Annotated in this window: 15 protein-coding genes; 10 read left to right on the top strand and 5 right to left on the bottom strand. The window is 32.4% G+C overall.

Features of this window, described 5'->3' with window-relative positions; genetic code table 11:
- Nucleotides 1–67: 67 nt before the first annotated feature.
- Nucleotides 68–1,264 carry an FAD-dependent oxidoreductase gene (locus ACO1DI_RS02775; protein WP_423145053.1) on the bottom strand — a complete coding sequence of 399 codons (1,197 nt, stop codon included), beginning with the start codon at nucleotides 1,262–1,264 and terminating at the stop codon, nucleotides 68–70.
- 191 nt (nucleotides 1,265–1,455) lie between these two features.
- On the opposite strand from ACO1DI_RS02775, the gene ACO1DI_RS02770 reads away from it, so the two are divergent.
- Nucleotides 1,456–2,058: a TetR/AcrR family transcriptional regulator gene (locus ACO1DI_RS02770; protein ID WP_014458932.1), complete on the top strand. Its 603-nt coding sequence runs from the start codon at nucleotides 1,456–1,458 to the stop codon at nucleotides 2,056–2,058.
- Nucleotides 2,059–2,294: 236 nt separating this feature from the next.
- Here ACO1DI_RS02770 and ACO1DI_RS02765 read toward each other — a convergent pair whose 3' ends face one another.
- Both ACO1DI_RS02765 and ACO1DI_RS02760 read right to left on the bottom strand, forming a co-directional pair.
- Nucleotides 2,295–2,765, bottom strand: a complete 471-nt coding sequence (locus ACO1DI_RS02765; RefSeq protein WP_116740076.1) for a DinB family protein — start codon at nucleotides 2,763–2,765, stop codon at nucleotides 2,295–2,297.
- Between the two features lie 345 nt (nucleotides 2,766–3,110).
- On the bottom strand, nucleotides 3,111–3,764 hold the full coding sequence (locus ACO1DI_RS02760; RefSeq protein WP_014458934.1) for a M23 family metallopeptidase: 654 nt from the start codon (nucleotides 3,762–3,764) through the stop codon (nucleotides 3,111–3,113).
- A gap of 646 nt (nucleotides 3,765–4,410) precedes the next feature.
- On the opposite strand from ACO1DI_RS02760, the gene ACO1DI_RS02755 reads away from it, so the two are divergent.
- The 5 genes from ACO1DI_RS02755 (at nucleotide 4,411) to ACO1DI_RS02735 (ending at nucleotide 7,333) form a co-directional block, all read left to right on the top strand.
- Nucleotides 4,411–5,004: a YdeI/OmpD-associated family protein gene (locus tag ACO1DI_RS02755; protein WP_423145052.1), complete on the top strand. Its 594-nt coding sequence runs from the start codon at nucleotides 4,411–4,413 to the stop codon at nucleotides 5,002–5,004.
- A 143-nt stretch (nucleotides 5,005–5,147) separates the two neighbouring features.
- Nucleotides 5,148–5,519 carry an iron chaperone gene (locus ACO1DI_RS02750; RefSeq protein WP_423145051.1) on the top strand — a complete coding sequence of 124 codons (372 nt, stop codon included), beginning with the start codon at nucleotides 5,148–5,150 and terminating at the stop codon, nucleotides 5,517–5,519.
- 40 nt (nucleotides 5,520–5,559) lie between these two features.
- Nucleotides 5,560–6,267, top strand: a complete 708-nt coding sequence (locus ACO1DI_RS02745) for a DNA alkylation repair protein (RefSeq protein WP_423145050.1) — start codon at nucleotides 5,560–5,562, stop codon at nucleotides 6,265–6,267.
- A 163-nt stretch (nucleotides 6,268–6,430) separates the two neighbouring features.
- Nucleotides 6,431–6,724 carry an RNA polymerase alpha subunit C-terminal domain-containing protein gene (locus ACO1DI_RS02740; protein ID WP_423145049.1) on the top strand — a complete coding sequence of 98 codons (294 nt, stop codon included), beginning with the start codon at nucleotides 6,431–6,433 and terminating at the stop codon, nucleotides 6,722–6,724.
- Between the two features lie 123 nt (nucleotides 6,725–6,847).
- Nucleotides 6,848–7,333: a tetratricopeptide repeat protein gene (locus ACO1DI_RS02735; protein WP_423145048.1), complete on the top strand. Its 486-nt coding sequence runs from the start codon at nucleotides 6,848–6,850 to the stop codon at nucleotides 7,331–7,333.
- 262 nt (nucleotides 7,334–7,595) lie between these two features.
- Here the strand turns inward: ACO1DI_RS02735 and ACO1DI_RS02730 are convergent, their stop codons facing one another.
- Nucleotides 7,596–7,784 (bottom strand): hypothetical protein, encoded by a 189-nt coding sequence (locus tag ACO1DI_RS02730; protein WP_014458940.1) that lies wholly within the window; start codon nucleotides 7,782–7,784, stop codon nucleotides 7,596–7,598.
- Between the two features lie 512 nt (nucleotides 7,785–8,296).
- On the opposite strand from ACO1DI_RS02730, the gene ACO1DI_RS02725 reads away from it, so the two are divergent.
- Nucleotides 8,297–8,524: a hypothetical protein gene (locus ACO1DI_RS02725; protein ID WP_371906081.1), complete on the top strand. Its 228-nt coding sequence runs from the start codon at nucleotides 8,297–8,299 to the stop codon at nucleotides 8,522–8,524.
- Nucleotides 8,525–8,615: 91 nt separating this feature from the next.
- A complete protein-coding gene (locus ACO1DI_RS02720; protein ID WP_423145246.1) occupies nucleotides 8,616–9,464 on the top strand; it encodes a sialate O-acetylesterase in 849 nt (282 codons plus the stop codon).
- 367 nt (nucleotides 9,465–9,831) lie between these two features.
- On the opposite strand, the gene ACO1DI_RS02715 is transcribed toward ACO1DI_RS02720, so the two are convergent.
- Nucleotides 9,832–10,215: a MerR family transcriptional regulator gene (locus ACO1DI_RS02715; protein WP_243556238.1), complete on the bottom strand. Its 384-nt coding sequence runs from the start codon at nucleotides 10,213–10,215 to the stop codon at nucleotides 9,832–9,834.
- Between the two features lie 108 nt (nucleotides 10,216–10,323).
- On the opposite strand from ACO1DI_RS02715, the gene ACO1DI_RS02710 reads away from it, so the two are divergent.
- Both ACO1DI_RS02710 and ACO1DI_RS02705 read left to right on the top strand, forming a co-directional pair.
- Nucleotides 10,324–10,713 (top strand): carboxymuconolactone decarboxylase family protein, encoded by a 390-nt coding sequence (locus tag ACO1DI_RS02710; protein ID WP_195697040.1) that lies wholly within the window; start codon nucleotides 10,324–10,326, stop codon nucleotides 10,711–10,713.
- A gap of 1,955 nt (nucleotides 10,714–12,668) precedes the next feature.
- Nucleotides 12,669–20,267 carry an amino acid adenylation domain-containing protein gene (locus ACO1DI_RS02705; protein ID WP_423145047.1) on the top strand — a complete coding sequence of 2,533 codons (7,599 nt, stop codon included), beginning with the start codon at nucleotides 12,669–12,671 and terminating at the stop codon, nucleotides 20,265–20,267.
- Nucleotides 20,268–20,290 lie beyond the last annotated feature (23 nt).

The following is a 20,290-nucleotide window of genomic DNA, read 5'->3' as shown; positions in this document are numbered from 1 at the left end:
GTAAAAAGAAATACTGTTTCCTCCATATCATCATTTCAGAAACAGTACTATATAGTGTTTATCTATCTTACTGGTGTACTTTATTGAATTTTCGTGCTTTCTTTTCATTTGATGACATCTCGAAAATTGGATAGTCATGAGCTCTCATGGCTTCTTCATATTGAGAAATTCCACCATGTACGTCGGTTTGTTTCTTGTGAATAGCTATAATTTGTTCAGCTAAAATGCGCGCATCTCGCAGCGCTAAATTTGAACCAGCGCCAAAGCTTGGTGGCATTGCATGAATAGCATCACCAATTAACGTAACGCGACTTGTTTCCCAAGGTTCTATAGGTTCTATTGCGCGAACAGGCAGCACGGATACCGTTTGAGAATCTATACGCTCAACAAGACCTCGTAAAATAGGGTGCCAATCTTTTGTTAAATCAAGCATTAACTGGTGGTGTTCTTCTGGGTTTATACGACGAAGCTCTTCATCTGATACCTTTAACTGTTCAGAGACATTCAGAGTAATCATGACATAATCCTCTACAGGTTCTATTGCAGATTCAGGTGCTAGTTCTCTAGCAGCTTCAGCTACTGGACGTCTTGGCTCATATGGACCAATGGCCATATACGTACCAATAGAATCCATTGCACTTGTAAATCCATCAAATAAGATCTCTGGTAACTGTTGTCTAATCTCTTTTGTAAGAGGGGATTTAGAATAAATCGCCCGAGCTTTTGTATCTACAGGTTGAACGTCTGGCATCAATTGGCGACGAATTGCTGAATTGATACCGTCTGCGGCTACTAATAAATCACCTTTAGCAACTGTTCCATCAGCTAAAAACAGTGAAACTCCCTTTTCATCTTGCTCAAATCCTGTAACGACTGAATTAAAGTGAACGTGTTCTTCAATACCACTAAGTAGAATTTGACATAATGTTCGGCGGTTCACGGCTGTATGTGGAAATTCTTCATCGTTTGGAGCACCAATATGAGGGCGAACACCCACTTCATTCAATTGCTCATCAATTAATACAGCCATTTCACGACGTGGATTTTTTCTTGACGTTTGTACATATAGTTTGTATAGATTTTCTGGAAGAGCAGCACGGAGCGATTCGCCGCCGTCCATATTCATATGTAACCGATATCCATTTTTTGATACTTCATCTTCACGCTCATATATAGAAAAGCTAATTCCTGCTTTTTTTAAATGTTGTCCTAGGCTTAACCCTCCAATGCCTCCGCCTGCAATCAATACATGTAAATCTGACATTTATTATTCCTCCTAAAAAAATATAAAGCAACACTATGTATGTTAAAATTCAAAGTGTTACTTTATATTTTACAATTCAGTTTGAAATCAACAACCATTAATCTTTCAGAAAATGTAGTTTAAGCAACACTTATATAGAGGGTGTTGTTTTAAATCTAAAAAATAATTCAAAAGTAGGAGGTCAATTGGAGATGAAAAAGGTTGATCGACGCATTCGGAAAACAAGAAAGGCCATTATTACCGCATATCTTTCCTTGTTAGAAGAAAAGAATATGCACGCTGTGTCTGTGAGTGATATTACAGAAAGAGCAGATATTAACCGTGCTACGTTTTATGCCCATTATGAGGATAAACAACAATTACAAGAACAAAGTATTAAAGAAATATTGGATGATTTAGAAGAAGCGATTGAAATTGACGAGTCGGGAGAGAGGTCAGCTGAATTTAGTTTAACGATGCTTCATGAAATTTTTCAGCGAATGTTTGAGAATATCTATATCCATAGAGAGTTTTATGCCGTTATGCTTGGGGAACATGGGCCATCCATATTTGCAGAAAAGCTCCAAGATATTATTCGAACGTACACACAAAAAGGGTTAGAGGTTGTTCATGTAAAAGATATTAATTTGATTGTATCTCCAGATATTTATTTAAGTTATGTGACATCTGCACAATTAGGCGTTATTCATTATTGGAGAAAGCATCAATTTAAACAGTCACCTGTTTTTATGGCCGAACAACTTCTTATGTTGTATAAGTTAGGGGGAGCAACAGTAGCTGAATATAAAGAATAAAGACTCAATAATAGCATGAGAACTGAGAACTTTAACTTTTCTTGTGCTTTACTAATTCCCAAGAGAGAAAAGGTATAAGAAAATAAAAAAAATCCTTTGCATACTTCTGCAAAGGATTTTCTTATTTTAACGAACTAAGTTGTAGATTACTTAATAGTATCGTAAAAAATGAACCTAAACATGATCATGATTAGGTTAACTGGTGTTGTATATGGTATACATAGTGCTTCACTGGCTTAATCCCAGACTTTAGGACGATCAACTCCCATTGTTCTTAAATACTGTAAGAGTTGTCCTGCGTGTACGGATTCATGATAACCTATACGCAATAACATATCACCTAAGGAACGAATATAGCCTACATCTGAACGATCTATTTGAATACATGTTAAATCCTCATGTGAAAAGGTACTTATCATTTCTAAAAATTGTTGATGGTATGTTTCTGCAAATTCTAATTCACTTGTTACAGAAATCAATGGTTTTTTTTCAAAAGGAGAGTCAAATTCTTTTAAGCTACCCTTATTTTTAATAGCTAGATGATAATAATATTCTGATTCTAAGACGTGTCGAACCATCTCCAAGCATGTCATAGCTTCTGTATCTGGCTTCCAATCCAATTTACTTTGAGGAATTGCTTCCCATATCTTTATGCTTCTTCTTCTAATCTCTTTTATGTTTAATAATATGATTTCTGTTGTGCTCATGTTTCCTTCCCCCTTTTTATCTTCTTAGATAATTTCACCAAATTAAAAAGGGAAACATCTAACTAAACTTATTTCAAATGTTTATGGTTCTTATAATACGTTTTATGGTAACATACAGTTTAAAAACAGAAGAAATCTACCATTTAGAGGGGAAGGCTTCTTCTGCTACTTTAATTTTATTCTTAGATAAAATATCCACCGCTTTTTCTAAAAGTATAATCTCCTCTTTCGCAGTTACTTTTAAACTGTCTAAATTAAGGTATACATACTCTTCTAGATTTGAGTCAATAACTTGGACACAAAAAAAAACTGTCTCAAATAAGACAGTCTAAAAACGAACGTCTATTAGAAAATAGGTAAATTATCTTCAGTCGATGATTGATAGCCATCACCTAAAATCCAAATTTGCTGATTATCTGGTGCAGAGTTCTTAGTGTATAAGACACTTTTTGGTGAAAGCACAGTGCTAGCTGTACCTGCTTTGATAATGTTAGAACTTGAACCTAAAGTTGGAGAGTATTGATAGTTTACAGTATCTGTATCGATTTCAAAATGTAAGTGTGCTCCTGTAGAATACTTCCCTGTGTTTCCGTAAATACCTAAAGACGTATCTTTTGTGACGCTTTGACCTTTTGCTACTTTTATTGATGCAAGGTGATTATAACGAATTACAATGTCTTTGGTCGCTTTTGTACTATGAATGTATGCTTGAGGATATTTTACTATAATCGTATTACCTAGAACCCCATCATATCCAGTGGCTAAAACTTTACCTTTACCACTTGCCCAAACTGTACGATTACTTGTTGCTGAGACTAAATCCCAACCATAATGTTTGAAGCCAAACTTTTGTTGGTATTTAGTATTGAGGTATCCGGCTGTAATTCGTGCATTATTAATTGGTTGAATTAACTTTTGCGAAGCCGCCTCTGCAAACGTTGGTAAAGCTATTCCCATAGAAAAAACAAATAATGTAACTAAACTAAGTATTTTTTTCATATTACCCTCCTTTTTTGTCTATATTATCATATAAATGTAATAAAAAATCCAAATTTACCAAAAAATAATATTTTACATTAAAGATACAATCTATATACAGCTATGTATTCATGTAGTGACCTTGGTTTAACTATGATTAAAGAAAATTAATAATCTGAAAGAAAGCTATATATTTTTTCTAATAGATACAATTATTGTACTAGAATCAAACAACTCATGTTTTATAAAACATGAGTTGTTGTTTAACTAATTTCTTCTACGATTATATAATGTTTATTAATAATGCCTGTAGAACAATGTCCAACAATTGAAATATTCTTTATTATAGATTCGACGTTATTCATAGGAATAATTCGGAAAGCTTTAGAGTTTTCATTGAAAGAGAACGTTTGTTCTTATATAATGTAGAGAACGAATATTCTTTTTTTGAAAGATTCTTTCGATCGATTATGAGTAGCTACCAAACAGAGTCATTATATGTATCAACATGAAGGCATTCTTTGCTTTGTTTTTTCTATAGTAAATAAAAACGTTGAAGAAGGGCATTTCCTACATTTGAAGAATAGTAACACCATTAAACAGACTTAAGGTTGACTGTATGATTGCGAGAGAGACAGATTGAAAAATTGAATAGGAGTGTTCTTTGATGACAAACAGTAAAATGAATCCTAAGGTTGATGAATTTTTAACTAAAGCTAAAAAGTGGAAAGAAGAATATGAGACGTTGAGAAAGATTGCTCTTGACTGTGAGTTGACCGAAGATTTTAAATGGATGAATCCTTGTTATACTTTTGAGAAAAAAAACATTGTTTTAATACATGGATTTAAAGAGTACTGTGCGCTACTGTTTCCTAAAGGTGCTCTGTTACAAGATTCTCATGGTATTCTAATCCAACAAACGGAGAATGTACAAGGGGCGCGACAAATTCGCTTTACCAATGTACAAGAAATAGTTGAAAAGGAAGCTATCTTAAAAGCTTATATTTATGAGGCTATTGAGGTGGAGAAAGCTGGATTAAAAGTCAAAGCTAAAAAGCCTGAAGAACTCATTATTCCTGATGAGCTACAGCATAAATTTGATGAAATACCTGCTCTAAAAGATGCTTTTACTACATTGACTCCAGGACGACAAAGAGCATATATTCTTCATTTTTCTGCGGCCAAACAATCTAAGACTCGAGAATCAAGGGTTGAAAAATGCATTCCAAACATTCTTAATGGAAAAGGATTAAATGATTAGTACACTTTATTTAAAACATGGCCAATTTTGAATTGAAAATTAAATAAGTTTAAGTGAACTGATTGATGTTCCATTTGTCTAAAAGTAGAATAGATTAAAAAATGATAGCGTCCAAAAATTTTTTTACTTTAGGAGAAGATTCTATGGAAGTTTTTGCAGAATATTTAGCGCGTATAGATAGCCCTGACCACCGTGACCGAACAGAGGAGGTTTTGGCTTGGGTTGCTAATACTTTCCCGAATTTGAAACCACAAATCAAATGGAATACGCCAATGTTTACTGATCATGGAACATTCATCATCGGCTTTGCCTCAGCGAAACATCATTTGAGCGTTTCACCTGAAGAAACAGGCATGGCGCACTTTAATCATGACATTGCTCAGGCTGGATACAGCGCTACCAAAGGCCTGTTTCGAATTCTATGGACTGAGCCAGTAAACTATGAATTACTTAAAAAAATAATCGAGTTTAATATTTTAGATAAAAAAGACTGTTCAACTTTTTGGCGGAAATAAAAAGCAGATTATGAACGGAGAAGAAGGAGGGTACAGAACGGTGGATTTTGAAATGGTTATGAAAGAACTTGAAGCGCTTGGTACGGAACGAATTAAAAAGACTTACATAAACAATGGTGCACACGATCCGCTTTTTGGAGTGGCAACAGGAAAAATGAAGCCGATTGCAAAGAAAATCAAGAAAAACCAGGCTTTAGCTGAGCAGCTCTATGCGTCTGGCAATTATGACGCTATGTATTTTGCTGGTATCATTGCAGACCCAACAGAGATGACTGCGGAGGATTTTGAGCGTTGGATTGATAAAGCGTATTTTTACATGCTATCCGATTATGTAGTTGCGGTAACTTTGTCAGAAACCGATTTTGCGCAAGTTGTGGCTGATAGATGGGTGGCAAGCGGTGAAGAACTTAAAATGTCGGCAGGTTGGAGTTGTTATTGCTGGCTTTTGGGCAATCGTCCTGACGATGAATTTAGCACAAGCAAGATTGCCGATATGCTTAATCAAGTGAAAAATACGATTCACGATTCTCCAGATCGAACGAAATCGGCTATGAATAATTTTATCTATACAGTCGGTGTTTCATATTTGCCACTTCATGAAAAGGCCCTTGAAACGGCAAAGACAGTAGGTCCAGTCGAGGTTAAGAAGGATAAGAAAAAAAGTAGTATTCTTCTTGCTTCCGAAAACATTCAAAAGGATATAGATAGAGGAAGGCTTGGTTTCAAACGCAAACATGTAAGGTGTTAGCATGATTTGTAATGGAGCTACATTATCTGAAACGAGACTAACAAGCATTTAATAATAATTAGTTTACTATACGTAGGATGTTTTGTTCCTTCATAAACCATCCATTGAAGAAGTGGCAGGGGATAAAAGCTAAAAAAATTCTTGAGAAAAGGAGAGGTTAAAAATGAAAACCCAAAAAGGAAATCTAAGAATCTGTCATAAAGGACACAAATATTATAAAAGCAGTAACTGTCCGACCTGCCCAACCTGCGAGCAAGAAAACAAACCTGACAATGGATTTCTCTCCATGCTATCAGCACCAGCAAGACGAGCATTAGAAAACAACGGGATAACTTCTTTGCAGCAGCTATCAACATTTAGTGAAAAAGAGATATTACAATTTCATGGTATGGGGCCAGCTTCTTTACCTAAACTTAGAGCAGCTTTGCAGGCCAATGGGTTAGCCTTTAAAAATTAAGCATCAAGGATAGTTAAAATAAGAAATAGATATGGATAAAGTGTACGAATACGCTGAATTTCTGGATATGGAAGGATGTTAAGAGATAAGTAGTGGGAAAAAGAAGGGCTGGAGATTTAGATAATGAATAACAAACTAGATGAAGCATTAGCGTTACGAAAGAATGGAAATCACAAAGAATCTAACGAATTGCTAAGTGAATTAGTTAAGGAATGTCCAGACGATGCTTTATATAACTATCAATGTGCTTGGAGCTTTGACGTATTAGGAGAAGAAGAAAAAGCAGTGCCCTTTTACGAAAATGCCATAAAGATAGGATTACCTTCTAAGGATATGGAAGGTGCAATATTGGGATTGGGCAGCACGTATAGAGCCTTGGGGGAATATGAAAAGTCAAAAGATATATTTTTAAAAGGAATGGACTTATTTCCAGATAATCATGTAATTAAAGTATTTTATTCCATGACCTTATACAATTTAAAAGAGCATAGCAAAGCGATGGAACTGATACTGAAATGCTTACTAAATACGACAAATGACAATGAAATACTAAGTTATAAAAGAGCCTTACATTTCTATTCAGATAAACTGGATCAGACTTGGAAGTAGCTTATAAAATTCACTGAGTATAAGTTCTTTTCCTAAAACGAGGAGAGGACTTTTTTGTAACAATATTGGCATACTTCCTTTGATAAAATGACTTTTAAAATGATAGACTGTGAAGAAATACATTTAAACTATAGGAGGCTTTGTTGAATAAGAAAGCCCTTACATATTATATATGTCTAATATGTAAGGAGCCCTATACGAATTACATTTGAAATAGGAGATTCCTGCTTTGGATCTTGCGCTTCTTTCTTTGTTGAAGTACTTATGTTTGTACAACCCTATCCTTACTAAACTCTTCTTCAATTAGCTTATCCATGAGAAAATGATAAAAAACGTGATAATTCGTTTTAGTTAGTTTGTCCAGTTCCTGGTGAGTGATGATATTATGTTGGATTAGTAAACCTATAGCAGCTGATATACAATTTACTTTTAAATCTTCTTCCCCTAACATATAAATCACCTTCCCTTATTTACTAAGTAACCCATTCTATATAATAGGCATACTTAAGACACGGACTGATATAAGCTCTTTTCTCGAATTATGGATCTCGTGCTGATAGAAAATGATCATAAAATTTTCTCAACACTTTTTGATGTATACTGTTATCTTTATATACTGAGCTTTCTTTTCCTGCAAAAAAAACAAAATGATTTCGTTTTTCCCTTATTTTGGAATAATTCATTTATTTTTGACAGTTAGGGGAGCTTCTGAATGCTCAGTATGTATCTAAATGCCAACATCAAAAACTTATGAACGCCATCCGAGGAAAGTAAATAATGAAATTTATTTTAAATGGTTCCTATTATTTCTCTTATGTAAATACGAAATAAATGTGGTTTTCCTTTAAGTAAAAAAGGCAATTTTAACTATGTCATAAACCTACCTGTAGGTAATTATTAAATTATATAGGGAAATTTACATCTCAATAAAATACTGTTATTACAAGTTAGTGAGGTAGAAGTATGGAAGAAAACAATAGTAAAAATTTAAAATCGGAAATTATAAAAAAGCACGAGGTATTATTTGCAAAGAGATTGAAGCTTGAGAGTGAAGCAAGCCGTTTGATGTTAGAAATTAATTTATTAGACGCACAGAATACTCTTAATAAAGTAAGTCAGTTAAACCAAAAAATAGATGATATAACCTCTGAAATGGATTATTTGAAACAAGCCCTTGAAGCCATCAATTAAGCTATATATCAAAGTGTTACTAATTCTATAAGTATAAGCACGAGCAAATTAGAAAAAAGTGATCAACATGGAAGAGAAAGAAGGTATTTCTATGAAATCTATATTATTAATTGGACAATCAAATATGGCAGGCAGAGGATTTATTGAGGATGTACCGCCGATTTATAATGAGCATATACATATGTTGAGAAACGGTAGATGGCAAACGATGGCAGAACCACTTAATTTTGATCGTCACATATCTGGCGTCGGGCCAGCAGCCTCTTTTGCCCAAGCTTGGACAGAGGATCATCCGGGCGAGTCCATTGGGGTAATACCATGTGCCGAGGGAGGAAGCTCAATTGATGAGTGGACAATTGAAGGACTATTAACAAGACACGCGATTTCTGAAGCAAAATTCGCAATGGAAACAAGTGAGTTAGTGGGAATTCTATGGCATCAAGGAGAAAGCGACAGTTACGGAGAACGTTATAAGACGTATGAAGATAAACTGCTTTCATTGTTTAAACATTTGAGAGAAGAATTGAATGCACCAGATATCCCCATTATTATCGGTGAGTTGGGGCATTACCTTGGAGACGTCGGATTTGGAAAAAGCGCCGTAGAATATAAACAAATAAACCAGATATTATCTAAAGTTGCCCATACTGAAAAAAATTGTTATTTTGTAACATCAAAAGGCTTAACAGCAAATCCAGATGGCATTCATATTGATGCCGTTTCCCAAAGAAAGTTTGGATTAAGATACTATGAGGCTTTTTCAAAACAAAAGCATGTGTTAGATGTTTTAGACGTTGAGCATGAATGGATTGAAAAGGAAGCAAAGCGTGAACTAACTAAAAATGAACTTATATTTGTTGAAAGTATGAAGCTTGCCTTGGGACAAGTAAGTTTTGAGGAGTTTTCTATTAATGTCTCTACTATTAATGAAAGTAAGTAAAGCAAAATTAATCCCATTTTATGAGGAGAAATCAATTGATTCCACTTTTAATCTTAGGTTGGTTAAAAGAAAAACCCGGTTCATATGGATATGAACTTTTGGCAATTATGAATGAGTGGAGTTAGTATAGATTTGTTAATTATGAAAACTAAAAAAGGAGAATCCTTTAAACAGGAACTCCAAAAAGCCGGTATTCAAGACACGCAAATTTTTCAAATGCAACTAGTGGAGAAGTTGTAGACAGAGTGTTAGGTGGGAATATTTCAAATCTGCTACATATATAAATTCAGCGTTTTTTGTTTAATGTTATATTAGGTACTATAAGAAAGACCTTGAAAGATTTGTTTCAAGGTCTTTTTTATAGTTATTAAGATTGTTGGTTCTCCACTGTCTCTAATTTTTTATAGTGCGCAATTTTTTCTTCAATTCTATGCGAATTTAACTCTAGTTCCTCTATCTTGCCTAAGACATCTTTATAATGTTCCTCTAACAATTCCTTTCTTGCCGTAATAGTAGAATCTCCTTTCTGTCGCAAATCAGAAAACTGCTTCATTTTAAGCATAGGCATTCCTGTAACACGTAAACGAATTAAAAACTGAATCCAAGCTAGATCAACGTCTGTATATTGTCGATATCCGGTTTGGTTTCTTTGCACATTTTTTATTAACCCAATTTTTTCGTAATAACGCAAAGTATGTGTAGAAAGACCGGTCATACTTGCTACTTGTTGAATGCTGAATAAATTTTCCATATTAATTATTATAACATGAGAAATAAAATGCTTGCTTTAGAGCGCGCTCTAAAGCGTAATATCTAACTTGTAAATAAAATAACTCAGTTGTAAGGAGAGATTCAGTTGATGAATGAACGTTACGAAAATGGTTGGAAAACGTTAATGGAAGTAGATGGAGAGGGTGGAAAACGAGTAATTGAATCATTAAAAGACATTGCTCCTGACATTGGGAAATATGTCATTGAATTTGCCTTTGGAGATATTTATACAAGAGAAGGACTTAACCTACAGCAAAAACAACTGGTTACGATAAGCTCACTCACGACACAAGGAGGGTGTGAACCACAATTAAATGTTCATATCAATGCTGCGCTTAATGTAGGCCTCACACCACATGAAATAGTAGAAGCCATTACTCACTGTATTCCATACACTGGCTTTCCTAGAGTGTTAAATGCTATTTTTATTGCTAAACAAGTTTTTAAAGAAAGAGAATTAACCGTAACTTTAAAATAAAGGCATATGTATATAAGGCAAGTCGATTTTAATTGAACTTATAAACAGAGGTACGTCTTTATTGGGATAAAACACAATAAATCGCAGTAGTACCCTGAAAAACATGATTTGTGATATAAGGTTAACCTTAAAATAAATAGACTCCTTTTTTAGTGAAAGAAGCTACCACAAGGTAACTTCTTTTTTTTATTCAATTATGTTTTCACTTGCCCTCTATTTCCCTCCATACCTTCTATTTGCGAAGCAGCATCATAAGTGTGTTTATAATCACATTAATGGCAGCATTAGCATATCTAAATCGCCTATATTTTTGCTGTTTTGGTCTCTTATTTCTTTAAGTTTATTGATGTTTTTAATATAGATATTTTGATTAGATAGCTCAATCAATTTTTCTTTACTCCATTTTTGAATAATCTTATTTTAGAATACTGGAAGCTTATAATAATGATGGATATAAAATAGCACACTTTTATAAAGAAAATCAGGTTAGACAATTTGAAGGTAAATATAAAAAGAGACATAACACAATATCATATTCATAAAAAGATTGGTTGTTATAAAAGAATTCAAGTCTCAAACTTCATGCATATGTTGAGAGTTCCAAAACGTATAGAAGCCTCTATAAACGAAAGAACCTGAAAGAGAACGATCCCTTGTTTATCAAAGGATTGTTTTTATTATAAATTTAGGAAAAAGTGATTATAGTAGCAAAAAATGTAGAGATCATATATAGCTAGCGTTATTTTGAATTAAGGTCATTTTAAGTGTTTTTAATTTAATTTAAATGGTTTTCAAAAAACTATACTAAATTCAATATAGAACTTTATAGTTATTATTTAATTTTAAGCTCAACGCAGCAATATTTTTAAGCACTTTACCAATAAGCTGCTCTCTACGAGCGCATCTTTATTTTCTTTAGCTATCTAACCATATTTATGCTAATAATAAGTCTCTTGATCCCTTCCTAAAGGAGAGTGTTCTTACTAAAGCTTTACGTTAGCTGGAATTATACGAGAAGCCATTTTGGGAGTGAAAAAAAGTGGTGAAACAACTGAGGGGTATTATTAGTTAATGGAAGATCATAATAATAAGTTTTATCGCATTTAATAACGATAAGTATGTATATTTCTTCAGTTCATTAAAAACTTTACTGATGAAATTATGTATATAAATTGTAAATTAACATTTGAGAAGATGGGATATTTTGTAACATTATGGTAAAACAATAAAATAGTCAATGTATTTTGGATAAATATGTAATTTGGTAAGGTGTTTTGTCTTCATTTACGAAGTTTGACAACAAAATAAGAACCTCTATGTATATAAATGATACGTCTTAATGCTCAAAAACAAGAATTAAAATAAAGAGATTAATAATAATTATCATAAAAATTTAATATATGTGAAATAAATATAAAAAATCCAAATAAAGGGATGGTATATTTTGAGATATTATGGTAAATTATAAAAGTATTCATCGTTATTTTGTAAAAAATGTAATTAATTGAGTTTTTTTACCTATTTATTAAAAAGAAAATAAAGTTCTCAAACGAGACTAAGTAACAAATGTATGTAATTTTAAGAGATGGAGATTCTCTAATTAAATTAGTAATGTCTCAATAGAATTCTCACAACTAAAAACGAAATGAAAAGATTAACTTTAAATACTAAGAATATTAAAATAAATTATTTTGATATTCTTAAAGATACATTTAATATACATATTTAAAGTGCGCTATTAAAATATTTATTTAATAGAAATTAGGTAAAAGATGCTTATAAGTATAGAAAGCTTCTACCTAATTTCATTTTAAATCTTGATTTAATTCACTATATCAATATGTTTTGCTGAATATTGTAAATTAAAAAACCTCCTAGATTATAAGTAAACATTTTGTTGCTGAAAATTTATCAAACAGTTGCACTAGAAAATAAATCTTAAGGGAGAAATTATCGTGGCAAAAAAATTTTATATGAGTAATAATCAAAAGCGTCTTTACATTATAAACCAGTTGCAAGGAAATGATATTTCTTATAACACCCCTAAAGTTCTAATTTTCCCTGGACGATTTGATTTAAAAAGATTAAATGAATCTTTTAATGAGTTGTGTAAAAGACACGAGTTACTCCGTACTACATTTGCAAATAATGGAGATAAATTTTACCAAATTGTTCAAGAAGAAGTGGCTGTCAAATTAGAGGTAGATCTTGACTTAACCAAGGGTGTTCAAGAGTCTTTCAAAGAATTTTTACAGCCATTTAATTTAACAAAGGCTCCCTTAATGCGCTTAAAAGTGCAAGAGAATGAAGAGAGTTCATTGCTAATGTTTGATTTCCATCACATTATTTGTGATGCAATTTCAGTCGATATTTTTGTGAATGAGTTACTTTCTTTATATAAGGGAGAAAGCCTTAAGGAGAATAAAATTCAGTATAAAGATTTTGCTGCTTGGCAAAACTCTAAAGATATGTCGGCTCACAAGGATTTTTGGTTAAAAGAATTTTCCGAACTTCCTCCAATTGTTGATTTAAAAACAGACTTTAACCGGCCGAAGTGGAAAAGTATTAATGGGAAGACAATACATAAAGCACCAAACTATGAGTTAAGTAAGTTAGTAAGAGAGTTTTGTCATAAAAACAACACTACAGAATTTATGATGTTATTATCAGCATTTATGGCTTTTTTAAGTAAATACAATTCGCAGGATGACATAACTGTGGGGATTCCGGTAGCGAATCGTACACATCCGGAATCTCATAATATGGTTGGGATGTTTGTTAATACGCTCGCTGTAAATAGCAGAATTGATAAAAGTCAATCATTTACTTCCTTGTTGTCAGTAATGAAAGATAAAATTTACTCAATTTTTGACCACCAAGAATATCCATTTGAAGAATTGGTCGAAAAGCTAAAAGTAGAGAGAGACGTCTCAAGAAACCCTCTATTTGATATTATGTTTGTATTTCAGAATTCTGAAGACAAAAAATATATTTTAAATGGAAACGAACTTACTGAAATAAAAGATGTTGATTATCCAGTTTCTAAGTTTGATTTAACTTTAACAATTGATGCTTCTGAATCAGGTTATGAATTTAGTTGGGAGTACTGTAACGAGTTATTTAAAGAGTCTACTATCGCATACATAGATAAGCTGTTTGAAAAATTTATAAAAAATGTAATAGTAACGCCTTCAGATAATTTGGAAACTATTAATATGGTTAATGAAGCGGAGTATACGTTATTGTTTGATAACGTTACAAAAGAACCGCGAACAAAAATGAATGGTTCAATATTAGATGCATTTAACAACAATGTTCAAAATATTCCGAATAATTCAGCCCTTAAAATGGGTAATCTTTCAATGTCGTATTTAGAATTAGATCAATTCTCAAATAAATTATCAACAAAACTAATTAAAAAGGGACTTAAGCCTGAATCAATAGTGGCCTTGTTGTTTGATAGATCTTTTGAAACAATCGTAACAATTCTTGGTGTTCTGAAATCTGGTGCAGCATTTTTACCGATTGAACCTAACCTCCCAAAGGACAGAATTAATTATATTTTGGAAAATAGTAAAGCGAGTTTATTAATTTCTAATTTAGAAGAATTTAATTTTGCTTCCTTACGTGGAGAAATTCTTCATTATAAGGAAATTGATTTCTCTAAAATTCCTAATGAAGAGTCAAGTATCCCAAGGGATGAAGATATGTTGATGTATGTTATTTATACCTCTGGTTCTACTGGCAAACCGAAAGGTGTAGCTATTAAGGAAAGTAGCTTATTGAATTATTTAGAATGGGGACAACAAAAGTACATAAAAACTAAGGATGACGCATTTGGATTCTATTCTCCGCTTTCTTTTGATTTGACAATAACTTCAGTCTTTTTACCGTTAGTTTCAGGTTTAACAATGCATATCTATTCTTCAAAAGATTATGCTTCAGCATTAATAGATTTAGTTAAGGATAACAAAGTTACTATCTTAAAATTAACTCCTTCTCATATGAAAATTGTAAGTCAATTGGATATTGAAAATGCAATATTCCATACTTTAATAGTAGGCGGGGAAGAGCTAACTGTACAAACCGCTAAGGAAATGACATTGAAAGTAAAACATCCAATTTCCATTATTAATGAATATGGTCCAACTGAAGCAACTATTGGCTGTGCTACTCACGAATATAACTTAAATAATGATGATATGTTAGTTCCTATTGGCCGCGCAATAAATAATACACAGTTGTATGTTTTAAATTCTGATTTAAAGCATCAACCATATGGTGTAGTGGGAGAACTTTATATATCTGGAGAATGTTTAGCCTATGGGTATTTCAACAACCCAGAGCTTACTAATAAAAAGTTTGTTGAAAATCCATTTATTCCAGAAGCCAAAATGTATGCTACTGGAGACCTTGTTTATAAACGCTCTGATGGTAATTTAATCTATTGTGGCAGAATGGATGATCAAACAAAGCTTAAGGGATTCCGTATTAATCTAGAAGAAATTGAAAAAATCCTAAAAAATGAGTTAACTATTAGTGGGGTCAGCGTACATATAAAAAACTTGAACGAAGGCGACTTCCTTTGCGCTTATTTAGTGGGTAATAACTCTTCTGAAAAAGATATAAAAGATATGCTAGGGAATTTTTTGCCTGATTATATGGTTCCAACTTTTATAATTGATGTTGAAAGTATACCGTTAACAAGCAATGGAAAAGTTGATAAAGGTAAACTTCCTGCTCCTGTTTTTCAATCAAGCGAAAGTTATGTAGCACCTCGTAATGAGCTTGAAACGGTTGTTATAAACATCTTTACAAATGTGCTCGGAACAAGAGTAGGAGTAAAAGATAATTTCTTTGAATTAGGTGGAGACTCAATAAAAGGGATTCGAATTATAGCGAAATTGAGAGAAGCAGGGTACCTTTTAACTTTGAGAGAGATTATGGAGCGTAGGAAAATAGAAAATATTATAGACGGTATTAAAATTTTAGATGTTGATCGTACTCTTCAAGAGGCAGTGATAGGAGAAGTAAACCTTTCTTTAATTCAGAATAACTTTATGGAAAGTGAATTACCCGAGCCTGGTCACTTTAATCAATCAATAGTTCTAGAATCTAAGAAAAGTATTAACACAATTATGCTAAGGAAGGCATTTTCTAAGATAGTTCAACATCACGATATGTTACGCGCAACTTTTAATAATGGAAAACAGATAATTAAATCACCAGATGCAGAGAATTTATATGAACTCATCGAGTTTGATCTATCAGCCATTCAAACAAAAAACGAATTCAATGAATTATTTTTAGATAAAACGTTAGAGATTACAAGTTCTATTAAATTAAATAGTGGTCCATTAGTTAAAATAGGACATTTCGCAACTAATGAATCAGATTATTTATTCATAACAATTCATCATTTAGTAGTGGATAGCGTTTCTTGGCAAATTATTATAGATGACCTAAATGATATATATAGCTCCTTGTTAAGCGGAAAAGAAAAGAACATCTCAAACAAGACTGACTCCTACAAAAAATGGGTGGAGAAACAAACTAAATTGACAACGGAGTTCAGTATAAAAAAAGAATTACCCTATTGGAAAAAGGTTGATCTTAATCTAAGCAAGAGCAAGTTTAAACTTAGTTCCAAAGAATACAAATCTGTTTTTCTTCATCAAATTGATCTATGTTTTTCTAAAGAAGTTACTTCTAATTTAGTTTATAAATCAATTAAACCATATGGATCTGAAGTGAAAGATTTGTTACTTACTTCCTTATTTAGAACAATAGCAAAAATTAATAACAATAATATAGCTGCAGTTAGTTTAGAAACGCACGGGAGAGAGAACGCCTTATCATCCTTAATGGTTGAAAGGACTGTGGGGTGGTTTACAAATATCTACCCTGTAGTTGTAAGCGAAATTGGAAGAGACCTTCAACAAGATATTATAAATGTTAAAGAAACACTTAAACGTGTTCCAAATCACGGAATAGGTTATCAAATTTTGAAAAGTAATTATAAAGAGGTATTGTCACAACAAGCTACACCAGACATCACGTTTAATTATCTAGGAGAACAACAAAAACATAAAAATGACGAAAATTTTGTGGTTAGTGAACTTAAATATGCTCATCCTATATCCTTTAAAAATGTATTTGGAACGCCGATTTCAATAGACGGCATTATCGTGGATGGTGAATTACGCTTTTCAGTATCGTTTGACCTTTCACGCTTTACAACAGAGTTTATTAAATGTTTAATAAATAGATTTGACAATGAGGTACAAAATGTAGTGAAGCATTGTTCAATAAAAGCAGATATTATTAAGACTCCGTCTGACTATGGGGAACTGGATCTGTCAGTTGGTGAATTTAATGATATTAAGAAAAAAGTAGAAAATACTAATGGATTTATAAAACGTATGTACCCATTAACGCCAATGCAAGAAGGAATTTTATTTCATACATTGCAAGATGAAAGTAATGAAAGTTACGTTGTACAAGGAATTTTTAAGTCGGATAAGTCAATAGATATAAATACATTTAAAAGAGCGCTGCAATTATTAAGTGAAAAGCACGAGGTTTTAAAAACGAATATTTTTAGTTCCCAATTAAGCGAGCCGCGACAAGTGATACTTAAAAACAAAGAGATAGAATTTAGCCATATAGACATTTCAGATACTAATGACAGTAAACTTTTATTTAAATCTATAGCAAAAGATGATTTAATACGTGGCTTTAATCTTGAAAGAGAAAGTTTAATTAGGTTTGCATTTGTAAAACAGTCGGAAGAAGAGTTTAAGTTAATAATGACATTTCACCATATTATTATGGATGGTTGGTGTATGTCTGTATTAATGAATGATTTGTTAGACATATATAATAGATTAACCAACTCTCCTGAAGAATTTAAACAGAAAAATGAACATAAGGATCAAGGTACATTTGAAGATTATGTTCGTATTATTCGTAATAAAGATACGGAAAAGTCAATTAATTATTGGGGAAGCCTATTAAATGATTTTAGCGGGGCAAATACTATTAAGCCGGTACTTCAATCTAAAACTCAAGAAACCAGCATAGATCGGATAATGCATTCTTTACCAGTTTCTTTATTTAAATCTATCAAAGATTATGCGCAAAAAAATAACAGTACTCTTAACACTGTTATAGAATTGGCCTGGGGTATTTTACTTCAAAGCTACAATTCATCAAACGATGTTGTATTTGGAAAAGTTGTATCTGGTAGGGATAGTATAGTTAAAAATATTGATGAAGTTATAGGTTTGTTTATTAATACAATTCCAGTTCGTCTATTAAATCAGTCAACTGATTTAGCTATAGAAGTATTAAATAAACTACAAAAACAGGCTTTAGATTCTATGGAAAATGGATATACCTCTTTAGCAGACATTCAAAATTTAACGGAGTTAGGATCAGAACTAATTCAAACTCTAATTATTTTTGAAAACTATTATGTCGCTGATAATACTAATCAAAGTGACACGGGTTTATCTCCTGTATTAGACAGTGTTAGAGAGGAAACTAATTATGATTTAACTTTATCAATAGACACTAGCGATACTTTAACTTTTGACCTTTTATACAATCAGAATAAATATCAAAAATTAGAGGCAGAAGTTTTAATTGGTAGGCTTGAAAATATATTAAATCAAATTGTTCATAATTCGAATGTTCAAATGAAAGATATACAGGTTATTACTGAAGGCGAAAGAAAGACTATCTTAAAAACCTTTAATAATACCGCACTGGATTTTGACAAAAATAAATCAATTATCCAGCTAATTGAAGAGAACGCTAGTTTAAATCCTGAAAAGATAGCGGTGGTATATAACGATATTCAACTGACATATAAAGAGTTAAACGAAAAATCTAATATTATTGCTAATCAGCTTTACCAGAGAGGTATCAATCGAAAAGGTATTGTAGCCTTAATTTTGCAAAACTCTCCTGAAATGATTATTTCAATACTAGGCATACTTAAAACAGGAGCTGCTTATGTACCGTTAGATCCAAATTACCCAAATGAGCGTATTGACTTAATTCTTAAGGATTGTGGAGCGAATATAATACTTTCTAATGAAGAATATGTGGTCAATGACTTCGTATCACTAAGAGTCGAATCAATGTTAACAAATTCTAATGTAGCTGATACAACTCTAGTATTTGAAAGGGCTTATTATCCTGAAGATTTGCAAACTATACTTTATACGTCTGGAACTACTGGTAAGCCTAAAGGAGTTATGTTAAAAAACAGCAATATCCTTGCTTATGTCTATGCGGTTAAAGAAGAATTTTCTATTGACGAAAATACTAATTTCTTGCAACAAGCAACCTATACTTTCGATATGTTTATTGAAGAAGTCTTTCCAACCCTTTCTTTTGGTGGGACAGTGAGCATTTATCCAAAGCTCTATGGTATTGACTTTGAAGAATTATGTGATTACGTCAATCAAAAAGAAGTAAACATAATAAGTTGTTCACCGCTAGCTCTAAAAGAAATTAATAAATTAAATAAAACAAAATCCGTAAGAACGTATATTAGCGGCGGAGAAGAAATTAAACCTAGTTACTACGATAATTTGATTCAAAACGCCGAGGTATACAATACCTATGGACCAACCGAAGCAACCGTATGCTGCACTTATTTTAAAATAAGTGGAGAAGAATTAAACAATGTATCAATCGGAAAACCAATTTCAAATGCGCAGGTCTATATTTTATCTAATGATAATCAACTCTGTGGCATTAACTCTCCTGGAGAGATTTGTGTATCTGGTAGTGGAATAACAGATGGATATCTAAACCAAGATATATTAACAAATGAGAAGTTTGTACCTAATCCATTCGGAGAAGGAAAACTTTATCGCACAGGGGATGTTGGAAAATGGATGCCGGATGGTACTATAACCTACTTAGGACGAATTGATAATCAAATTAAATTAAGAGGCTACCGAATAGAACTTAGCGAAATAGAAGTTAATATTAGAGAAAACCTTGATGTAACCGATGTAGCTGTAACATTAAAAACAAAAGAAGAGGAAAAAATTATATGTGTCTATGTACAGAGTGACAACATAACAGAAGAGGAAGTATATAAAGAATTAAAAGCTAAGCTTCCAAGCTATATGGTTCCTACACACATTAGTGTTGTTAAATCCCTTCCAATGAATTCAAATGGAAAAATTGACTTTAAAAAATTAGAAATACCAGAAGTTGTTTCACTTAATAAAACGAGTGAACCCACAAATGAGATAGAAAAAGTGGTACTAGCGGTATTTCAAGACACACTTGGTGGAAACTTTATTGGCTTAGATGACGATTTCTTTGAGGTAGGTGGACATTCTTTAAAAGCCGTTCGTCTAATCGCTATGATTGAAAAGGAAACGAATATTCAATTAAAAGTTGCAGAGATCTTTGATAAGCGAACAGTTAGGGAGATTAGCAAACTAATTAAGGATAAAGAGACGTGTAATGATTTGGAAGTTAATTGGGGTAGCTTAGAAGATGAAGATGTTGAAGAACTGGTTTAATAGAAATTACGGTAAAAAGAGGT

This window comes from Priestia sp. 40, assembly GCF_049368575.1.
GTDB lineage: Bacteria > Bacillota > Bacilli > Bacillales > Bacillaceae_H > Priestia > Priestia zanthoxyli.
The sequence above is the reverse complement of the archived record's forward strand: the minus strand, read 5'-3'. Positions and strand labels throughout refer to the sequence as shown.

What these genes read in the sequence shown, in the direction of transcription:
- ACO1DI_RS02775 (WP_423145053.1), bottom strand. Translation starts at nt 1,264, where the DNA reads ATGTCAGATTTACATGTATTGATTGCAGGCGGAGGCATTGGAGGGTTA.
- ACO1DI_RS02770 (WP_014458932.1), top strand. Translation starts at nt 1,456, where the DNA reads ATGAAAAAGGTTGATCGACGCATTCGGAAAACAAGAAAGGCCATTATT.
- ACO1DI_RS02765 (WP_116740076.1), bottom strand. Translation starts at nt 2,765, where the DNA reads ATGAGCACAACAGAAATCATATTATTAAACATAAAAGAGATTAGAAGA.
- ACO1DI_RS02760 (WP_014458934.1), bottom strand. Translation starts at nt 3,764, where the DNA reads ATGAAAAAAATACTTAGTTTAGTTACATTATTTGTTTTTTCTATGGGA.
- ACO1DI_RS02755 (WP_423145052.1), top strand. Translation starts at nt 4,411, where the DNA reads ATGACAAACAGTAAAATGAATCCTAAGGTTGATGAATTTTTAACTAAA.
- ACO1DI_RS02750 (WP_423145051.1), top strand. Translation starts at nt 5,148, where the DNA reads ATGGAAGTTTTTGCAGAATATTTAGCGCGTATAGATAGCCCTGACCAC.
- ACO1DI_RS02740 (WP_423145049.1), top strand. Translation starts at nt 6,431, where the DNA reads ATGAAAACCCAAAAAGGAAATCTAAGAATCTGTCATAAAGGACACAAA.
- ACO1DI_RS02735 (WP_423145048.1), top strand. Translation starts at nt 6,848, where the DNA reads ATGAATAACAAACTAGATGAAGCATTAGCGTTACGAAAGAATGGAAAT.
- ACO1DI_RS02730 (WP_014458940.1), bottom strand. Translation starts at nt 7,784, where the DNA reads ATGTTAGGGGAAGAAGATTTAAAAGTAAATTGTATATCAGCTGCTATA.
- ACO1DI_RS02725 (WP_371906081.1), top strand. Translation starts at nt 8,297, where the DNA reads ATGGAAGAAAACAATAGTAAAAATTTAAAATCGGAAATTATAAAAAAG.
- ACO1DI_RS02720 (WP_423145246.1), top strand. Translation starts at nt 8,616, where the DNA reads ATGAAATCTATATTATTAATTGGACAATCAAATATGGCAGGCAGAGGA.
- ACO1DI_RS02715 (WP_243556238.1), bottom strand. Translation starts at nt 10,215, where the DNA reads ATGGAAAATTTATTCAGCATTCAACAAGTAGCAAGTATGACCGGTCTT.
- ACO1DI_RS02710 (WP_195697040.1), top strand. Translation starts at nt 10,324, where the DNA reads ATGAATGAACGTTACGAAAATGGTTGGAAAACGTTAATGGAAGTAGAT.